This is a genomic window from Streptomyces sp. H27-D2 (genome assembly GCF_035828615.1).
Lineage (GTDB): Bacteria > Actinomycetota > Actinomycetes > Streptomycetales > Streptomycetaceae > Streptomyces.
In genome coordinates, this window is sequence record NZ_JAYMZR010000056.1 from 30,284 (window position 1) to 49,245 (window position 18,962).

Below are 18,962 nucleotides of genomic sequence, written 5' to 3' on the forward strand. Positions count from 1 at the left end.
GCCACGTACACCGGGGGCCCGGGGGGGGCGGCCCTACTTTCGCCGACTGCTTCACGGCAGCCTGCGCGAGGCCCGGGGTTCGCGCCGCGGCAGGTCTTCGAGACCGGTGTGGCCTCCTGTGTGCACCACCCCGCCCGCTCCCGCCCAGGGCCGAGTGGAGCAACACCGCGTGGCCATAACGCGGCGGCATGGGGAAGATGGCAGATCCGCGACCACCCCCGCCGTGGCTACGGTGTCGCCACCCCGACGCCGAGGAGACACAATGCTCCGCAGACGTGCAGTCGTCGCCTGTTGCGCCACGGCGATCGCTGCTCTCGCCCTGGACGGCCTCCCCGCAGCCGCCGACGCCGCATCCCCCGCCTCCCGCTCCCAGGCATCCCCCGTCGCCGCCGTTCCCGCTCCCCCCGAGCCGCCGGCCGGGGTGATCGAGGCCCTGCAACGCGACCTCGGCCTCACCGCCGCCGAGGCGACGACGCGGCTGGCCAACGAACACCGGCTCGGGCCGGTCGAGTCCCCCCTCCGCAAGCATCTGGGCGGCCGGTTCGCCGGCTCCTGGGCGAGGGGCGACACCGCGAAGCTGGTCGTCGCCACCACCGATCCCTACCGGGCGCGCGACATCGTCGCGGCGGGCGCGGAGGCGCGGGTCGTGCACCGCGGCCTGCGCGAACTCACCGTAGCCAAGGCCGCTTTGGACCGGGCCGCGAAGCAGCGCTCGCACCCCGCGACACCCCTCTGGTACGTGGACGTACGGACCAACAGTGTGGTCGTCCGGACCTCGGACCCGGCCCGTGCCGCGGCCTTCGTCGCCGCCTCCGGCGTGGACCGCACGACCGTACGGATCGTGGAGTCCGGCGTCCGGCCCCAGGCGCTGGCCGATCTGCGCGGCGGCGACGTGTACTACGTCGGCGGTTCCTCCCGCTGCTCCATCGGCTTCCCGATCACCAAGGGCGCGCAGGGCGGCTTCGTCAGCGCGGGCCACTGCGGGCGCGCGGGCCAGACCACGACCGGCTACAACCAGGCCGCCCAGGGCACCTTCCAGGGCTCGTCGTTCCCCGGCAACGACTACTCGTGGGTGGCGGCCAACAGCTCCTGGACCCCACAGCCCTGGGTCAAGGGCCCCAGCGGCAACGTCACCGTCGCCGGCTCCACCGAGAGCGTCGAAGGCACCTCCGTCTGCCGCTCCGGCTCCACCACCGGCTGGCACTGCGGCACCGTCCAGCAGCGCGACACCAGCGTCAGCTACCCGCAGGGCACCGTGACCGGCGTCACCCGGACCAATGTGTGCGCCGAGCCGGGCGACTCCGGGGGCTCGTTCATCTCCGGCAGCCAGGCGCAGGGCGTCGCCTCCGGCGGCTCGGGAAACTGCTCGTCCGGCGGTGAGACCTACTTCCAGCCGGTCAACGAGATCCTCCAGGCATACGGCCTCACCCTCAAGACCAGCGGCGGCAGCGACCCCGAGCCGCCGACCGGCTGCCAGCACACCCAGCACAAGTACAGCGGCACGCTGACCGCCGGCCAGCGCGTCCACCAGCCCGGCAACTCCTTCTACCAGTCGACTGCTTCGGGCGCCCATACCGGCTGCCTGGACGGCCCCGACGGCGTCGACTTCGACATCTACCTGCAGAAGTGGAACGGCTCCAGCTGGGCCAACGTCGCGGAGGGCGCGGGGCCCGGCCCCGACGAGTCCCTGACCTACAACGGCGGCCCCGGCTACTACCGCTACCAGGTGCACGCCTACAGCGGTTCCGGCGCGTACGCCCTCGGGCTCAGCCGGCCGTGACCCAGCAGGTCCTACGGGTGCCCGTGCCCCCGTAGGACCGTACGGCGGGCTCAGCAGGCCGCGCCGGGGCGGCAGGCCCTCGCCGTGTGAACGGTGAAGGCGCGCAGCACGAAGACGTCGGGGCGCAGCAGCAGCCCGGCCGGGTCCTCCGGATCGAGGAGCCGGTCGAGGGTGCCACGGTCCTCGGCGTCGAGGTCTTCGGCGAAGCGCTCGCGCTGCCCGGAGAGTTCGGTGTGCAGCGGCAGCCGGGCCGCCGCGTCGAGCGGGGCCGGCAGGTCCACCAGGAAGGTGCGGCTGCCGGCGCCGATCAGGCCGCCGGCCGCCAGCAGGGCCGGCCAGTCCTCCACCGTCTCCTTCGCGTCCGGCAGCCCGGCCCGCATCCGGGTGAACCAGTCCTCGTTGATCGCCTCCAGCCGGGCCTGCAGACCGGGCCGCCCGAAGCCGACGTCGCGCGGCAGGAAGCGGGCCGAAAGGCCGCCCTCCGCGAGGGCCAGCACCCCGCCCGGCCGCAGACTCCGGGCCAGCCGTTGCACGGCGGCCCGCTGGTCGCCGAGGTGGTGCAGCGCGTGGCTCGACCAGATGAGGTCCGCCGTGCCCACCGCGTCGAAGCCGTCGGGCAGCTCGGCGCACCGGGTACGGACCCGGTCCGCCAGCCCCAGCCGTACGGCGCGGGCGGCGGTCCGGTCCAGCAGCGCCTGGCTGCCGTCCACCGCGACGACCTCGGCTTCGGGGAAGGCCCCGGCGAACAGACAGGACGCGACGCCGGGGCCGCTGCCGACGTCCAGCAGCCGGCCGACGTCCCCCGGCCCCCGCCCGCCCTCGGCGAACAGTTCCCCCAGCCAGCCGGCGGCCTGCTCGAAGTAGGACGCGTTGAGCTCGGCGCTCTGCTCCAGGAACGGGCCGAGCGTCTCCCAGTCGAGGTCGGCGGTGTGGTCGTGGGTGCGATGTGCGTGGGCACTGTCGTGGTGGGTGCCGTCGTGGTGCTCGCTCATGGATTCTGCCTCCGGTCCGCGGATCCTGCGTGTCTGCTGCCGAGAATCCACGAGGAGGGGGGCGACGGCAATCATTGTTGCCGTTTCCGCAACAGAATGGGATGGGATGGGTTTCGCACCCTTCGGCCGCGCGCTGTCCTCAATCTCCCCAGCCTTCGTCCGGGAGGTGCCCCCAGGCGATTGGGGACACCTCCCACCGGCCGACCCGGTCAACCATGACGGTCACCCCACCAGCCGGGCGCGCAGCACCTTCGCTACCGGTCCGCGCCGGCGGTCCGCGCGCCATGTCCCGGCGCGATCGCCTCGACGCGCCGAGCCAGCTCGAAGTCGAGGTCGGTGACCGCGTTGCCGACGCTGTGCGTGTTCACCGAGACGGTGAGCTGGTCGTAGCTCAGGGACAGGTCCGCGTGATGCCCCAACTCGTCCTGGATCTGCGCGATATGGAGCAGCATCACAGCCGCCGGAAGGTGCTTGTCGAAGGTGTAGGTCCGGGTGATCCGTTCCTCGTCCCGCACCGCCCAGCCGGGCAGCTCCGCGAGGCGGTCCTCGATCTCCTTCTGCGAGAGCGGTTCGGGCGCCATGGCGTTTCCCCTTCGTCGCGTGGTCGTATGCACCACGATCATCCCCCGCCACCAGCCTCCCACGGAAGCTCACGGGCCGACGGAATGACGGGCCGACGGGCGGGCCACCTCGTCGTCGTGCGCCGCGTCGGCCCGGTCCACCCGGCGTCCACGGCCGGAAGCCGCACCCCGGCTACAGCTTTTCCGAGATGTCCTGGCGGCGCGAAATTCCCAATTTGCGGTACACGCGAGTCAAATGCTGCTCGACCGTGCTCACGGTGATGAAGAGCTGATCCGCTATTTCCCGGTTCATATGCCCGTAGGCGGCCAGCGAGGCGACGCGGTGTTCCGCGTTCGTGAGTTTGGTGTCGGAGTCGGCGTCGGAGTCGGCGTCGGAATCCATGCCGGTGGAGCCGAGCACGCCATCGGGGGATTCCGCGTCCCGGTATCCGGGTGCGACCCTGCGGCACAGCGGTTCCGCTCCGCATTCCCTGGCGATCCGCCAGGCCCGCAACCGGACCAGATCGGCCCGCGTCGGGTCGCCGAGTTTCTGGTACGCCTCGGCCAGGTCGGCCAACGCCTTGGCCGACTCCAGCCGGTCGTTGGCCAGTTGGAGTTCCCCGATGGCCCGCCCCAGCAGCCGCGGCCGGCCCGGCGGCGCGGCTATCCCGGCCTGGATGCGCAGCGAGACGCCCCGGACGCGGCCATGTCCGGGGAACTCCTTGCCCGCGTACACCGACAGCAACTGGGCCGCTTGGGAGGGCTCTCCCAGCCGCAGCCAGGCTTCGGCGGCGTCCGTGCGCCAGGACACGAACATCGGGTGGTCGATCCCCCAGCGGCTCGCCAGCTCCCCCACCCCGAGGAAGTCCGAGAGGGCCGCGTGCAGCCGGCCGGTCGCCAGGTGCAGGCGTCCGCGCGCCCTGAGATGAGCCATCCAGTGCACGCTCTTGAACCACGCCTCGGGGACGGGCTGTTCGATCTGCCGGGCCGCGTCGTCGTAGCGTCCCATCTCGGTGTACGCGAGGGCCAGCACCGAGGCGGTCCCGCAGACGAGCACGCTGCCGTTGCGCTCGGGCACGGCTTCCAGCGCCGTGTTCGTGGAGGCGACGGCGTCCTCCAACTTGCCCTGGCGCAAGGCGATCAGGCCCTGGAGGGTGCCGAACACGGCTTGCCAACCGGGGATGTTCCGGCGGGTGGCCTCGTCGAGGGTCCTGGCGCACCAGGACGCCGCCTCGTCCACCCGGTCGGCGTACAGCAGCGCCTTGAGCGCGCTGTGCACGGGTCCCACCGTGGAGTCGCTGAGCACGGTCGCCTTCAGGAAATCCTCCGCGGACTGCACCCAGTCCTGGCCGCCCCCCGTGAGCAGGTGCCCCGCGGACCTCTTCAACAGGGGGATGCCGGGCACCCGACCGTGCCCGGGGGCGCCGGCCGCCGCGCCCCGCGTCGGCACGGCGGCCCCGCCCTCGTCGGGGAAGACCACCCCGGGGAAGCCGTACCGCACCCACATCGACGCGACGCGCGGATGGATGCCGTCGGACCCGGATCGGCCGCCGGGGTCCTCGTGTCCGCCGGGGTCCTCGTGTCCGCCGGGGTCCTCGTGTCCGCCGGTGCCGTCCTGGCTGCCGGGAGCCGCCTCGCGGCGCGCCAGCACCTCCAGCGTCTCCTCGATCCGGCCGTGCGCGATCAGCAGCTTGCCCAGCGTCCACAGGCCGGCCGAGGACAGCGCGCCGGCCCGCATCGCGGTCAGGAGGTCCGGCAGATAGCGGTACTCCGCCGCCGCCGGGTTGGTCCGCCAGGTGATCAGGGCCAGCCGCATCGTGATCTCGGTGCGTTCGGTCTCATCCGGGCTCGCGTCATGGGCCAGTTCGAGGCAGTCGATCGCCAGCCGGGCGTCGTCGGCGTCGACGGCTTCCTCGGCCGCGCTCCGCAGGGCCAGCAACTCACCTGGAGCGACAGCCCGTTGGGCCTTCAGCAGGTGCCGGGCGATCGCCGAGGACGGCGCTCCGCCAGCCTGCAGCTCGGCGGCGGCCTTGTGGTGCAGGGCGGTACGGCGGGGCGGGGGCATGTCGGCGAGGACCGTCTCCGCGGCGGCCCGGTGCCGGAACGCGCAGCCGTCGATGACACCGGCGGCCGTGAGAGCCCGCAGCCCCTGCCCGACCGTCTCCGGCGACCCGTCGAGCAACCGGGCCAGCAGCGCGGCGGTACTCGACCCGCCGAGAACGGCGAGCCCGTGCCCCAGCTCCAGCGCTTCGGGGCCGCTGCGGTAGAGGCAGGCCAGGACCGCCTGGCCGTACAGCCCGCCTGTCATGGGCCACTGCTCCACCGGGTCCGACCGGGGCTCCGGATCTCCCGGCGCGGCTCCCAGCTCCCCCTGCCCCGCGGCCCGGCTCTCTTCCGCCAAGGCCCGCAGGAGCAGCGGATTCCCCGCGGTGATCGCGTGCAGCCGCGCCGCCGTCGCGGGCTCCCGCGACCCGCCCTCCCTGGCCGCGAGCAGCGCGTCCGCGCCCCGTTCGCTCAACAGACCCAGCTTGATCCGCAGCGAGTTGGGCTGTCGCAGCAGCGCGGTCTTGATCAGCGGATCCTGCCGGGAGGAGTGCGGGGCGTCCGTGAAGACCAGGAGAACGCGCGCCGACCTGCCGCGCCCCACTGCCCGCAGCAAGTGCTGGAGCGAGGCCGCGTCCGCGTCCTGGGCGTCGTCCACACAGACGACGACCGGCGCCGTCCCGGTCAGCCGGTGCAGTACTTCACTGAATCCCTCGTCGGCGTCAGGGTCGGCGAACGGCCTTACCTGCTCAGCCAGTTGACGCAGCACCGCGAGCGGCTGAGCGACGGTGGACCACACTCCGGCCGCGCGGAGCACCACAGCGCCGCGCCCGGCCGCGTATTCGGCGAAAGACTCCAGGAGTTCGCTCTTGCCGCAACCGACGCCCGCCTCCACGACGACCGAAGTGGCCCGGCCGCCTTCGCAGTCGGCGAGAGCGGACTTGAGGAGTTCGAGCTCCCTGTCCCGATCGACCAGCATCATCCCGAGTGACACATCCCCGTGGGTTCACCGAACGAATCCATTCGCCGCGCCTGTCGGGGGTGGATTCGCCGCCCCTTCACCGGGCCCGCTCAGGGTGCCTGGACGAACGGCGCGTCCCCCGGGCATCCACCGCCGCGATCAGGCTAACGCCATCTCCGGCACGGAGCGAGAGCGTGTCCGAGCTGGTGACGCGACTGTTCTCGGCCAACACGGCCGGGTGCGCGCCCGGCCGCACGCCCGGCTCCACAGCGGGGCGGTCGACGCGGCCGTCGCACCGGCCGCCGCAGGGAAACGCCCGACCGCAAACCTGCGGCCGGCTCACGACCCCCGTCGGCGAGGCCGCGACGCCACCCCGGCGACTCGTACCGACCCGCCGGGGAACAAGCACCCCCTACGACCCCTCAATTGACGCGCCGAGCACCCCCTACAACCAATCCACTTGCGACGGCTAGGGGTTGCCGCCCGCACTTCCCGCTCACTAGCGTGACGAAAACTCGCACATACGCTGCGCAATCACGCATATTGATTGGCGAAGGTCTCACCGTCACTTCCTTTCCTCGGCTCTTGCGGGAATTCATGTGAAAGAAATCGCCAGTGCCATCCTCACCGGCAATTCGACTACACAAGACTTCTCCGGCTTGCGAATACCGGAGAGTTACCGCGGAATCGTCGTCCGTAAAGAGGAGGTCGACCTCTTCGAAGGGATGGCCTCCGCGGACAAGGATCCGCGCAAGTCCCTGCACCTGGACGACGTTCCGGTGCCCGAGCTCGGCCCCGGCGAGGCACTCGTCGCCGTGATGGCCAGCTCGGTGAACTACAACTCCGTCTGGTCCGCCATCTTCGAGCCGTTGCCGACCTTCGGCTTCCTGGAGCGGTACGGCAGGCTCTCGCCGCTCGGCAAGCGGCACGACCTGCCATACCACGTCATCGGCTCCGACCTGTCCGGCGTCGTGCTCCGCACGGGACCGGGCGTCAATGCCTGGAAGCCGGGCGACGAGGTCGTGGCGCACTGCCTGTCGGTCGAGTTGGAGTCGCCCGACGGCCACGGAGACACGATGCTCGACCCGGAGCAGCGGATCTGGGGCTTCGAGACGAACTTCGGCGGCCTCGCCGAGATCGCGCTCGTCAAGTCCAACCAGCTGATGCCCAAGCCCAAGCATCTGACCTGGGAGGAGTCCGCGGCGTCGGGGCTGGTGAACTCGACCGCCTACCGGCAGTTGGTCTCCCGTAACGGGGCCGGCATGAAGCAGGGCGACAACGTCCTGATCTGGGGCGCGAGCGGCGGACTCGGCTCCTACGCGACCCAGTTCGCGCTGGCCGGCGGCGCCAACCCGATCTGCGTGGTCTCCAGCGACCAGAAGGCCGACATCTGCCGCCGGATGGGCGCCGAGGCCATCATCGACCGCAACGCCGAGGACTATCGGTTCTGGCAGGACAAGCACACCCAGAATCCCCGTGAGTGGAAGCGGCTGGGCAAGCGCATCCGCGAACTCACCGGCGGCGAGGACGTCGACATCGTCTTCGAGCACCCCGGCCGCGAGACCTTCGGGGCCAGTGTCTTCGTCGCGCGCAAGGGCGGCACGATCGTCACCTGCGCCTCGACCTCCGGCTACACCCACGAGTACGACAACCGCTACCTCTGGATGAGCCTCAAGAAGATCGTCGGCTCGCACTTCGCCAACTACCGCGAAGCCTGGGAGGCCAACCGCCTCGTCGCCAAGGGCAAAATCCACCCGACGCTCTCGAAGACGTTCCGGCTGGAAGAGACCGGCGAGGCAGCCCGGCATGTGCACCGCAACCTGCATCAGGGCAAGGTCGGCGTCCTCGCGCTGGCCCCCGAAGCGGGGCTCGGCGTGCGCGACCACGAACTGCGCGCCAAGCACCTCGACGCCATCAACCGCTTCCGGGACCTGGAGGACCAGCCGCGGGCGGACGCCTCGGGCGGCACCCGGCAGCCGGCCACGGACGACGACGAGGCACGGCGGGGGGCGAGCGCGCAGTCATGACAGGACACCTGCCGGTGATCGGAATCGTCGGCCTGGGAACGGTCGGCGAGGCGCTGCTCCGCCTGCTGCGCGCCACCGGCCACCAGGTGATCGGGGTCGACTCCGACCCCGAGGTGCTGACCCGGTTGCGGACGAAGGGACTCGACGCGGCCGGACCACCCCTGGGCGAAGCGGCGACGCGCGGGCTGCCGGCGGACGCGCTGACGGCCGTCGGGCTGCCGACCCGGGCTGAGAACTGCGTCCAGGTCACGTTGACCGACGATATGACGCCCCTGAACCGCGCCGAGTTGGTCATCGAGGCGGTCTCCGAGGACCGGATCGTCAAGGTCGAGGTGCTGCGCCTGATCCGGGCGACCTGCCTGGACGGGACGGTCGTCGTCTCCACCACGTCCGCGCTGCCGCTGTCCCGACTCGCCGTCGCCTCCGGCATGCCGGCCGACACCGTAGGGCTGCGCTTCCTCGTCCCGCCCACCCCCGGCGGGCCCGTCGAAGTGGTGCGCACCTCGTTGACCTCCGTCGAAAGCGTCACCGTAGTCAACGAGTTGGTCTCGCGCCTCGGCCTGACGCAGGTCGTGCTGGACGCCCGCGCCGGGGCGGACGCCACGGCCCTGATGTTCGGCTATCTCAACCGAGCGGTGTCGCTGTACGAGCAGCGCGGGGCGGCCCGCGACGACATCGACACAGCCATGCGGCTGGGCTGCGGGCTGCCCTACGGGCCGTTGGAACTGCTCGACCGCATCGGGCTCGACTCGGCGCTGGCCGTGCTGCGAGAGCTGCGGGACCGCACGGACGACGCCTCGTTCACACCCGCCGCGTCGCTGACCGAGATGGTCGCCGCCGGCCGTTTGGGGCGGAAGGCCGGCAGTGGTTTCTACGACTACGACGGCTACAACGACGACTGCGACGCCGACGGGTCCGACACGGCCGCTGCGCCTGCTGAGGCTGCCGGAACCGGCGGCACAGCCCCCGAGCAGGCTCATCGCGTGCGCCGCATCGGGGTGTTGGGCTCGGGAACGATGGCCCGGGGCATCGCCGAGGTCGCGGCGACGGCGGGGTTCCCGACGGTTCTCGTCGGCCGCGGTACGGCCGGCGTCGGCCGGGCGCTGCGGCAGATCGAGGAGTCGCTCACCCGGGGTGTACGACGCGGCAGGGTCAGCCCGGGAGCCAAGGCGGCGGCGGCCGAACTGCTCAGCGGGGCGGACGACATCACCGCGCTGGCCGACTGCGACCTCGTGGTCGAGGCCGTCGTCGAGGACATCGAGGTGAAGCGGTCGCTGTTCGCCCGGCTCGGCGAAGTGTGCGGACCCGACGCGCTGTTGGCGACCACGACGTCGAGCCTGTCGGTCACCGCGTGCGCCGAGGCGTCCGGTCGGCCCGAGCGGGTGCTCGGCATGCACTTCTTCAACCCCGCGCCGGTCATGAAGCTCGTGGAACTGGTGCGGACCGGCGCCACGAGCGACGAGGCCGCCGCTGCCGCCCGTCTCGTCTGCGAGCGGCTGGGCAAGACGGCGGTCGACTGCCCCGACCGGACCGGCTTCATCGTCAACCACCTGCTGTTCCCGTACCTCGGCAGCGCTCTGCGGCTGCTGGACCGGTACGACGCGGACGTCGAGGACATCGACTCCGCCGTCGAGCAGGGCTTCGGCCATCCGATGGGCCCCTTCGCGCTGCTGGACGCCATCGGCCTGGACATCTCGCTGGCCATCCTGCGCGAGCTGTACGAGACGTTCGAGCGGCCCGAATTCGCTCCGCCAGCGCTGATCGAACAGCTGGTGGCGGACGGATGGCTCGGACGCAAGAACGGGAAGGGATTCCGGACCACCAAGTGGGGAACGGGCGCCGATTCCCTGGGCTGAGCCGTCGTGGAGTCGTCGCTGAGCGGAGCTGAGCCGGACCGGTCGGCCGGGGCCGGGCCGCCCGTCGGCGGCCCGGCCCCGGCCGCCGAAAACTCGGCTGCAATGATCGATCATGTCGGGTAGCGTGGGAAGCCGCCGCCGGCGTCCCGACCGCGCAGCCCGCATCACCGGGCGAAAGTGACGCAGCGTAACCGCGCCATGGTGTACCTAGCCCCCCTGCCCGGTGGGGTACGCGCCCCCGTAAGCAGTGACTGGCTGACAGGCTGTCGATCGACCTCGCGATTCCCGAGACTTGTTGCCATGACAACAACCATGGAGCACGTGCCTGCGGGGGCGGCCTCGGAGACGGACGCACCGGAGGCCGGATCCCGGGCCGGGAGCGACTTCGCCCGGTTGTCCAAGCGGGTGACGGCCGCCGGCCTTCTCGAGCGGCGTCCGGGGTACTACGCCGCCCGGCTCGGCACGGTGACGGCCTTGTTCGTAGTCGGCTGGGTGGCCTTCTTCGCCGTCGGTGACTCCTGGTGGCAGCTCGCGGTGGCAGGCTTCCTGGCCGCGGTCTTCGGCCAGATCGCACTGATCACGCACGACCTCGCGCACCGGCAGGTCTTCCGCAAGCGCCAGGGCAGTGAGCTCGGCGGGCGGCTGTTCGGCAACCTCGGCATCGGTATGAGCTACGGCTGGTGGATGAACAAGCACACCCGCCACCACGCCAACCCGAACCACGAGGAGCTGGACCCGGACGTCAACCCCGACATCCTGGTGTGGTCCGAGGGCCAGGCCAAGGAGAGCAAGGGAATCCCGCGCTTCATCGGCCGGTACCAGGCGTACTTCTTCTTCCCGCTGCTCACGCTGGAGGGCTTCAACCTCCACGTCGCCGGAATGCGCGCGCTGACCTCTCCGGCGATGAAGCGCAAGGGGCTGGAGGCGACGCTGCTGGCGATCCACTGCGCCGCCTACCTGGCCGCGCTCTTCCTGGTGCTCTCCCCCGGCAAGGCGCTGGTGTTCCTCTTCGTCCACCAGGCGCTGTTCGGTGTCTACCTGGGCTGCACCTTCGCCCCGAACCACAAGGGCATGCCGACGCTGAAGGGCGACGACCGGCCCGACTTCCTGCGCCGGCAGGTGCTCACCTCGCGCAATGTGCGCGGCGGGCTCCTCACCGACATCGCGCTCGGCGGGCTCAACTACCAGATCGAGCACCACCTGTTCCCGAGCATGCCGACCCCGCACCTGCGGCACGCCCAGGTGATCGTCCGGGAGTACTGCGCCGAACTGGACATCCCGTACCACGAGACCGGGCTCATCGCCTCGTACGGCGAGGCCCTGCGGTACATGCACCGGATCGGCGCGCCGATCCGCGACGCGGACAAGGCGGCTGCCCAGGCCGAGCCCAAGGCGCAGCCGATCCTTGAGCCGGCCAAGGTGCAGCCCGACCTTTCTTGACCAGTCGTTCCCGATACGGCTAGTCTCCTCGATGTGGCCAGGACCAAGGAATTCGATCCGGACGCCGCGCTCCAGTCAGCTCTAGAGCTGTTCTGGCAGCGCGGCTTCGAGGCGACGTCGATGTCCGACCTCGTCCAGCACCTCGGCATCGCCCGCGCCAGCATCTACGGCACCTTCGGCAGCAAGCACGAGCTGTACGCGAAGGCCCTGGAGCGCTACGGCGAGCAGCGCGACACCAGCCTCCTCGAAGAACTCTCCCGACCGGGCCCCGCGCTGCCGGCCGTACGGGCGGTAGTGCGACGGTTCGCCGACGAGGCGGCCTGCGACGACCTGCGACGCGGCTGCTTCGTCACCAATACGGCAGTGGAGCTGGCCCCGCGCGACCGCGAGCTCACCCGGCGGGTCGAAGCCAGCTGGGACAGCGTCGAAACCGCCCTCACCTCCGCACTGATGCGGGCCCGCGCCCAGGGCGAGCTGCCCGAGGAGCGCGACCCGCGCGCCCTGGCGCGACTGCTGCTCGTGCTCATGCAGGGCATACGGGTGGTCGGCAAGGCGACACGGGACCCCGCCCGGCTGCGGGACGCGGCGACCCAGGCGCTCACACTGCTCGCCTGAGGGCAGCCGCCGACTGAACGACCAGGCCGGGCGCGCCCCCTCACACAAGCCCCCATCCGGCGCTTCGTCACGCCCGCCACCCCTGACCACACCGCGCACACCCCTACCCCCATACCAGAACGCTCATTCCTGTATACCCGCTCCGGCGAGTCGGCCGCCGACAAGGCCGAGACCGGAGGAAGCGGGACCTGCCCGCGGGCCGCGCGGGCACGCCCGCCGAGGTCGCCGCCGCGGTGCTCCACCTCGCCTCGCCCGAAGCGGCCTTCACCGTCGGCGCGGACCTCGTGCTGGACGGCGGCGCCACGGCCTGACCCGGCCGGCGGCCTGCCCCTGCCCGTGGCCGTACCGCGTCAGCTGTTCTCGCCCCGCGCGGAGCGCCTGGCGATCGTGATGGGCGCGGCCGGTCCCGCGCCCGGCTGCGCGTCGTCCCGCACGCCGAGCGCGACCTCGGCGGCCAGCGGCGGCACGGTGTTGTACGGCACCTGCGGCCCGTCCGCCTCCGCCAGCCAGCAGCGCAGCACCTGGTGCAGCTGCTCGGCGCCGACGAGCTCCGCCTCCTCGACGGTGCCGGCGCCGTCGGCCGCTCGCCCTGTCCGCAGGCCGACCGGCGGCGTCAGCTCGACGGGCCACAGCAGGAACGGGCGGCTCTGCTCGCCGCCCAGCCCGCCGTGCGAGCCGATCTGCTCCTCGAAGGCGTGCACCGAGCCGGTGTCCGGGTCGACGGCGGAGTTGACCATGATGTCGGCGGCGTGCGGGAAGCCCGCGGTGCGCCGGACCGCGTCGGCCGCGCCGGGGCCGAAGACGGCGAGCGGGTCGTGACCGATGACCTCGCCGGTGCCGAGGCGGTGCTCGGTGCCGTCCGCGCCGAGCACGACCGCGCCGTGCGCCTCGGACCGTACGAGCAGGAAGCCCACGCCGGGGTGCTCCGCGAGGGTGCGCAGCAGCGCCGGGTGGCGACGGTCGATCTCCTCGCGGCTGACCCGGCCGGGCAGGTCGGGGAAGGAGATCAGCCCGAGGTTGCCGGAGGCCAGCACGATCGGGTCGGAGCCCGGCCGCTGAGCGGGCCCCGCCCCGCCCTCCATCGGCGACGCCTCCTTCTCCGGCCGGTGGAGGGCGGCGCGGGCCGCGGACCGGGCCTCCGCGCCGCTCGGCGTACGCTCCGCGCGCCGGGATACGGCGAGGCCGCAGCCGGCCCGCACCAGGTCCCGCAGGGTGAGCCCGTAGCGGCCGAGGAAGGTCTCGCCGGAGCTCTGGCCGTGGTCGGAGAGCAGCACCACGCGGTAGCCGCGCGGCGCGTGCCGGGCCGCCTTGGCGATCAGCTTGATGCTGCGGTCGAGGCGGGCCAGCACCTGGTCGGCGTCGTGGCCGCGCGGCCCCGAGTGGTGGGCGACCTCGTCGTACGCGACCAGGTCGGCGTAGACGGCCGTACGGCCCGCGAGCATGTCGCCGATGACCGCGACGACCACGACGTCCCGCTCGACCACCGTCGCGAACGCCCGGATGAAGGGGTAGAGGCCGCCGCGCTTGACGCGCGGGCTCTCCCGGCGCAGCTTGGCCGCGGTGGACTGGGCGATCTCCCGGAAGATCTCGGCGACGAAGGACACCGCGGTACGGGTCGCGTTGGCCGGGTCGGAGAAGTAGGCGAAGTAGCCGGCGCGCGAGCGGTTGTGCCGGCCGCGCCGGGCGGCGACCGACAGGACGAGGGCGACCTGTTCGGCGCCACCGCTGAAGAGGTTGCCGCGGCTGGCGCCGTCGACGGTGAGCAGCCCGCCGTCGCCGGTGCGCTCGGCCGCGCGGCGCTGGAGTTCGGCGGCGCTGGTGGGCCGGTTGCTGACCATCACCTCCCCCGTCTCCTTCTCGTACCAGCGGAAGGCCGGGACGTCGTGGTTGGAGCCGTGCAGGATGCCGAGCTGGCTGGCCCCGGTCTGGCTGGACCAGTCGGTGCGCCAGGGGGTGAGCCGGTGGCTGGTGCCGTGCCATTCGGCGAGGGTCTCCATCAGCGGCGGCCGCTTGTGGTTCCCGAGCGCGCCGAGCCTGCCGAGTCCGCCGAGCGCTCCGGCCGTCCCGAGCCTCCAGCGCTTCCCGTGTTCGGGACAGCCCGGCCGCGCGCAGTCCCGTTCGCGCATCGCGGCTTCCAGGACGCTCAGTCCGACGCCGTCGAGCTGGAGGAAGACGGTGCCGGGCGCCTGCCGCCGCCCGGCCGCCTCGCCGAGCCGTCTGCGCCTGCGGTCGGCGAGCCGCGCGAGCCTGCGCCGGTACGCGCCGTCGTCGCGCACGGCGAGGAAGGTGCTGGTGGCCGAGGAGGCTGCCGACATGACGGCCGCGACCACCACGGCGGTCTCCGCGTTCGCCTCGCCGCGGCCGTCCGGCAGCAGCCCGAGGGCGACCAGCAGCAGCGAACCGTTGAGGAAGAAGACGAGCAGCCCCAGCACGAGCGCCGGGACGAGCAGCAGGGCGCGCACCAGCAGCGGCCAGACGAGCGCGCTCAGCAGGCCGAAGGCCCCGGCGCCCGACGCCGCCGTGACGGCGATCCGGGTGGCGCTGTCCCCGTCGTACGACTTGAGCCGGAAATCGGGCAGCGCGCCGGCGAGCACCAGCATGGTGAGGGTGCTGACCGCCCACACCACGATCACCCGCAGCAGGGCTCCGCCCACGGTTTTCCATCGGGGCACCAGCACGCCGCGCTCACCTCGCGTTTCCCTCCGGGCTGGGTTCCAGGGTGTCATAGCCCGCGGGGGCGCGGCGCGGCGCTGCGAGACGGTCCCTCGTGTGGTGACGCACTGGTTGACCGGTCCGGCCGGCGGGTGGGTGTCCTCAAACGCTGGGGGCACCTCTCGGCCGAAGGCTGGGGGAGGGCTGAATTTTTGGCCTGAGGGCACCTCCCTGCGGGCGGCTGGGGGGATTGCCGCCGGCTGCGGGCACCTCCGGCAGCCGAAGGCTCGGAGCCCTACTCGGCGTCGATCACTCGACGTCGATCGCGGTGATCACGGCGTTGCCGACGGGCGCGGACTCCTCCGTGTAGCCGGCCTGGGCGAGCGCTCTGGACGCGATCGACAGGGCCTCGCGCTGGGCGGCGCGGCTGTCTTCGGCCTCGACCTCCAGGCGGAGGATGAAGGTCGAGGTGCCCTCGTCCACGCTGAGCACATCCAGGTCGGAGGGCACCGAGCCCACTTCCTCCGGATCCGCTCCTTGCAGCCCTGTCAGCAGCCTGGCCCGCGCCTCGGCGCCGAGCGGCTCCTTGAAGGTTCCGGGTACGGACACCACGAAGTTGGTCATGTCAGGACCGTACCCGCGACCGGGCATCGGACTCCTACCTGACGGCCGGACCCGCCGGGCCCGCCAGAATGGCCGCGAGCGCGTCGCCGCGGATCATGAAGCCGACGTGGCTGCTGTCGAGCGAGTGGACCTCGAACGGGTTGTCCGGCGTGAGCAGGTCCGCCTCCTTGATGAAGCGGTCCTGGAGCTGGACCGGGATGCTGCGGTCCGCGGTGAGCCGGATGTACGCACGCGGGATGCGGCCCCAGGTCGCGGCGTCGACCCGGGTCTCGGTGCTGCTCACCCGTAGCGACTCGTCGGGCTCCAGTGTGTTGAGGAAGCTCAGGAACTCCTGCTCGGTGCCCTCGGCCAGCATCATCTCCTTGAACACGGCGAGCAGGGCCGGGTCGGCGGTCCGCCAGTTCAGCCGGATCACGCCGAGGTCCGCCGGGTCGCCGACCGCGGCGGCGCCGGCGGCCGGCACCAGGCTGGACGCGAACTCGGGCGACCGCGCGTACTCGCCGGCGGTCGCGTCGACGCAGCACCAGGCGGCGATGTAGACGATCCGGTCGATGAGCTCGGGCACCGCGGCTCCGACGCCGGTGAGCGTCAGCCCGCCGAGGCTGTGTCCGACCAGGACGACGGGGCCGTGCTCGGCGGCCCGGCGCACGATGCCGACCACGCGCTCGACGTAGTCGTCGAGGGTGACGTCGGCCAGCCGGGCCGGTGCGGCGGCGAAGGCGGCGAGGTCCTGCGGAGCCTGGTAGGAGGGCGCGAAGGACGCCTCGTAGCCGTGGCCCGGCAGATCCACGGCGAGCGCGCGCTGCCCGAGCAGCGCCAGTTCGCGCTGTACGGGGGCCCAGGTCAACCCGTTGGTGTTGGCTCCATGAACGAATATGTAGGTAGCTGTCACCGCGTCAGTCTGCCATCGGGCCGCCGCGCGCCCAGGGGCTTTCGCCGGAGTCGAGGATCTTGTGGGCGGCCCGGCGTTCCGTACCGCCGGCTATACCGCCAGCCAGGTCTCGTGCAGGTGCCGCCAGCGCAGTCCGTGCGGGGCGGCGGGCTCGCGTACGAAGACCGCGGTCACCCGGCGGGGGCCGCCCGCGGTCGGGCCGCTGTGCCATTCCTCGTATCCGGCGACGACCAACGAGCCGCTCTCCGCGATCAGTTGGACCTCGCTGATGTCGATGACGAGGCCGGGTGCGGCACCGTGCACGGACTCCACCTCGGTGAGGACGCGGTCGCGGGCCAGCAGCTTGCCGCCCGGCTCGATGAGGGTGAAGCCCGGGTCGTGGGACTCGGCGAACGGCGCGAAGGCCTCGGGGGTCCGCGCCGTCTCGCCGGAGAGCCAGCCCGCGAGGAGGTCGTGCAGCCGGACGATCTCCGACCGGCAGGCGTGGGCGGTCGTCTGTGCGGCCGGCTCGGTCGAGGCCATGCGGAGCTCCAACGGTGATCGGGGCGGTCGGGACCGGACAGCGGGCGTGGGCGGGCTGCGCGCGGCGGGCACCAGTCTGCACGGCGGCGGCAGCGGAAGCGCGCGGCGCGGCGCACGGCCGGCCGGCGAAGCGGCCCGGTGTCCGGCGGCAGCGCTCAGGCCCTGTCCGGGCGCTCTTCGTGGATCAGTCCGCGGGGGCACGTCCCGGCTGTAGCCGGTGGAGCATCGCGAGGCGGAGGGTCGTCGTCGTACTGGGCGTACTCGGGCGGGAGCCCGACAAGCCGGCGAGGTGCGGTGCCCGGCGGCGCGGGCCCGCGAAATCGCCCGGACAGGGCCTACGCTCGACGGGGTATGGAGCGGGCGTCGAGTGGCGGGAGGCAGCGGGTGTCGGTGGAGGTCACCTGGTGGGGTCATGCCACCGCGACGGTCGAGGACTCCGGGGTGCGGGTGCTGACCGACCCGGTCTTCGTCCAGCGGCTGGCGCATCTGCGGCGGCGCAGGGGCGCGGTGCCACCGGCGGTCGCCGCCGTCGCGGACGTGGCCCTGATCTCCCATCTGCACGCCGACCATCTGCATCTGGGCTCGCTGGCGCGGCTCGCGGCCGGCACCCGGCTGGTGGTCCCGCGCGGCACGCCCGGCGCGGTGCCGGGCTTCCGCCGGATGGCGCAGAGCCGGGGGCTGCTGGTCACCGAGGTCGAGGCGGGGGACGAGGTCGTGGTGCGGGACGTGGTCGTACGGGCCGTACCGGCGGCGCACGACGGGCGGCGGCTGCCGATCGGGCCGCGCCGGGTGGCCGCGCTCGGCTATGTGGTGAGCGGCGAGGCTACGACGTACTTCGCCGGTGACACCGGGCTGTTCGACGGCATGGCCGAGGCGGTCGGGCCGTGCGATGTGGCGCTGCTGCCGGTCGGCGGCTGGGGTCCGCACCTGGGGCACGGGCACCTGGACGCGGGGCGGGCCGCGCAGGCCCTCGCGGCGCTGGACCCGCGCAGCGCGGTTCCGGTGCACTACGGCACGTACTGGCCGATCGGGATGGACGCCGTGCGACCGCACGAGTTCCACGCGCCGGGGGACGAGTTCGTCCGGCACGCGGCGCGGCTCGCGCCGAAGGTCGCGGTGCACCGGCTGGGGCACGGCGAGAGCGTACGGCCACAGGTCGCGCGATGACCGGGACCGTACCGGCCGGTGCCGCGATGACCGGGGCGGCGGCGCTCGCCGCCGCGGCGCCGGGGGCGATTCCCGGGCTCGCGGACGTCCTGGCGCGGGTGGCGCCGCCGGAGTCGACGCAGCAGGCGGTGGGGTATCCGTCGCTGTTCCTGCTGGTGGTGCTGGGGTCTCTGGTGCCTGTGGTGCCGACGGGCGCACTGGTCAGTTCGGCGGCGGTGGTGGCGTTCCACCAGACCTCGCCGTTCGCACTGCTGGTCGTGTTCGGGGTGGCGTCCTTCGCCGCCTTCCTCGGCGACATCGCCCTCTACTGGCTCGGCCGGCGCGGGGTGCACTCGAAGAACGGCTCGCGCTGGCTGGCGCGGCTGCGCGAGCGGGCCGCCCCGGACAAGCTGGAGACCGCGCAGCGGAAGCTGGACGAGCACGGGGTGCTGGTGCTCGTGCTGTCGCGGTTGGTCCCCGCCGGGCGGATTCCAGTGATGCTGGCCTGCCTGCTGTCGGGGATGCCCACCCGCCGCTTCATCCGCGGCAACGCGCCCGCGTGTCTGGCCTGGGCGGCCACGTACCAGCTGATCGGAATTCTGGGCGGGTCGCTGTTCCCCGAGCCGTGGCAGGGCGTGGCCCTGGCGGTCGGGCTGACGCTGCTGATCAGCGTGGCCCCGCCGCTCCGGCGGCGGCTGCGCCGGCCGCGCGACGGCGGCCGGGACGGGGCGGCGGACCACTCGCGCGACGCGGACCGGTCGGACCGGCGCGACGCGCAGCGCGCGGACCGGTCGGACGCGGCGGAGCAGCCGGACGGGCCGGACGAGCCGGACGAACGGGATGAACGGGACG

At 72.7% G+C, this 18,962-nt stretch carries 14 protein-coding genes and 1 pseudogene; 8 read left to right on the forward strand and 7 right to left on the reverse strand.

Features of this window, described 5'->3' with window-relative positions; translation table 11 throughout:
• The first annotated feature begins 262 nt into the window (after positions 1-262).
• Entirely contained in the window at positions 263-1,780 is a 1,518-nt protein-coding gene (locus QMK28_RS21110; RefSeq protein ID WP_326440275.1) for a S1 family peptidase, read from the forward strand.
• Positions 1,781-1,830: 50 nt separating this feature from the next.
• Here the strand turns inward: QMK28_RS21110 and QMK28_RS21115 are convergent, their stop codons facing one another.
• The 3 genes from QMK28_RS21115 to QMK28_RS21125 all read right to left on the reverse strand — a co-directional run bounded on the left by QMK28_RS21115 (position 1,831) and on the right by QMK28_RS21125 (position 6,357).
• Complete coding sequence (locus QMK28_RS21115) at positions 1,831-2,772, reverse strand: class I SAM-dependent methyltransferase (RefSeq protein WP_326440278.1); 942 nt, start codon at positions 2,770-2,772, stop codon at positions 1,831-1,833.
• Positions 2,773-3,026: 254 nt separating this feature from the next.
• Positions 3,027-3,353 carry a 4a-hydroxytetrahydrobiopterin dehydratase gene (locus QMK28_RS21120; protein WP_326440281.1) on the reverse strand — a complete coding sequence of 109 codons (327 nt, stop codon included), beginning with the start codon at positions 3,351-3,353 and terminating at the stop codon, positions 3,027-3,029.
• 172 nt (positions 3,354-3,525) lie between these two features.
• On the reverse strand, positions 3,526-6,357 hold the full coding sequence (locus QMK28_RS21125; RefSeq protein WP_326440284.1) for a helix-turn-helix transcriptional regulator: 2,832 nt from the start codon (positions 6,355-6,357) through the stop codon (positions 3,526-3,528).
• A 572-nt stretch (positions 6,358-6,929) separates the two neighbouring features.
• Between QMK28_RS21125 and ccrA the strand changes: the two genes are divergently transcribed.
• The 5 genes from ccrA (at position 6,930) to QMK28_RS21150 (ending at position 12,585) form a co-directional block, all read left to right on the forward strand.
• Entirely contained in the window at positions 6,930-8,363 is a 1,434-nt protein-coding gene (ccrA, locus tag QMK28_RS21130) for a crotonyl-CoA carboxylase/reductase (RefSeq protein ID WP_326440315.1), read from the forward strand.
• Entirely contained in the window at positions 8,360-10,219 is a 1,860-nt protein-coding gene (locus QMK28_RS21135) for a 3-hydroxyacyl-CoA dehydrogenase family protein (protein WP_326440286.1), read from the forward strand. Before ccrA ends, QMK28_RS21135 begins: the two co-directional genes overlap by 4 nt.
• A gap of 300 nt (positions 10,220-10,519) precedes the next feature.
• Positions 10,520-11,659, forward strand: coding sequence for a fatty acid desaturase family protein (locus tag QMK28_RS21140; RefSeq protein WP_326440288.1), 1,140 nt, complete (start codon positions 10,520-10,522; stop codon positions 11,657-11,659).
• A gap of 33 nt (positions 11,660-11,692) precedes the next feature.
• The gene (locus QMK28_RS21145) at positions 11,693-12,274 is read left to right on the forward strand and encodes a TetR/AcrR family transcriptional regulator (protein WP_326440291.1); all 582 of its coding nucleotides are present in this window, start codon (positions 11,693-11,695) and stop codon (positions 12,272-12,274) included.
• A gap of 188 nt (positions 12,275-12,462) precedes the next feature.
• Positions 12,463-12,585 (forward strand): SDR family oxidoreductase, encoded by a 123-nt coding sequence (locus tag QMK28_RS21150; protein ID WP_443050785.1) that lies wholly within the window; start codon positions 12,463-12,465, stop codon positions 12,583-12,585.
• 39 nt (positions 12,586-12,624) lie between these two features.
• Here QMK28_RS21150 and QMK28_RS21155 read toward each other — a convergent pair whose 3' ends face one another.
• The 4 genes from QMK28_RS21155 to QMK28_RS21170 form a co-directional block, all read right to left on the reverse strand.
• Positions 12,625-14,952 (reverse strand): phage holin family protein, encoded by a 2,328-nt coding sequence (locus QMK28_RS21155; RefSeq protein ID WP_326440293.1) that lies wholly within the window; start codon positions 14,950-14,952, stop codon positions 12,625-12,627.
• Between the two features lie 283 nt (positions 14,953-15,235).
• A complete protein-coding gene (locus QMK28_RS21160; protein ID WP_326440295.1) occupies positions 15,236-15,550 on the reverse strand; it encodes a hypothetical protein in 315 nt (104 codons plus the stop codon).
• Positions 15,551-15,584: 34 nt separating this feature from the next.
• The gene (locus QMK28_RS21165; protein ID WP_326440298.1) at positions 15,585-16,442 is read right to left on the reverse strand and encodes an alpha/beta hydrolase; all 858 of its coding nucleotides are present in this window, start codon (positions 16,440-16,442) and stop codon (positions 15,585-15,587) included.
• Positions 16,443-16,532: 90 nt separating this feature from the next.
• The gene (locus QMK28_RS21170; protein WP_326440301.1) at positions 16,533-16,964 is read right to left on the reverse strand and encodes a hypothetical protein; all 432 of its coding nucleotides are present in this window, start codon (positions 16,962-16,964) and stop codon (positions 16,533-16,535) included.
• A gap of 384 nt (positions 16,965-17,348) precedes the next feature.
• Here QMK28_RS21170 and QMK28_RS21175 point away from each other — a divergent pair, with 384 nt between their 5' ends.
• Both QMK28_RS21175 and QMK28_RS21180 read left to right on the forward strand, forming a co-directional pair.
• Positions 17,349-18,131 carry an MBL fold metallo-hydrolase gene (locus QMK28_RS21175; protein WP_326440304.1) on the forward strand — a complete coding sequence of 261 codons (783 nt, stop codon included), beginning with the start codon at positions 17,349-17,351 and terminating at the stop codon, positions 18,129-18,131.
• Between the two features lie 26 nt (positions 18,132-18,157).
• Positions 18,158-18,811 (forward strand): annotated as a pseudogene (locus tag QMK28_RS21180) (DedA family protein); the annotation flags it as partial.
• Positions 18,812-18,962 lie beyond the last annotated feature (151 nt).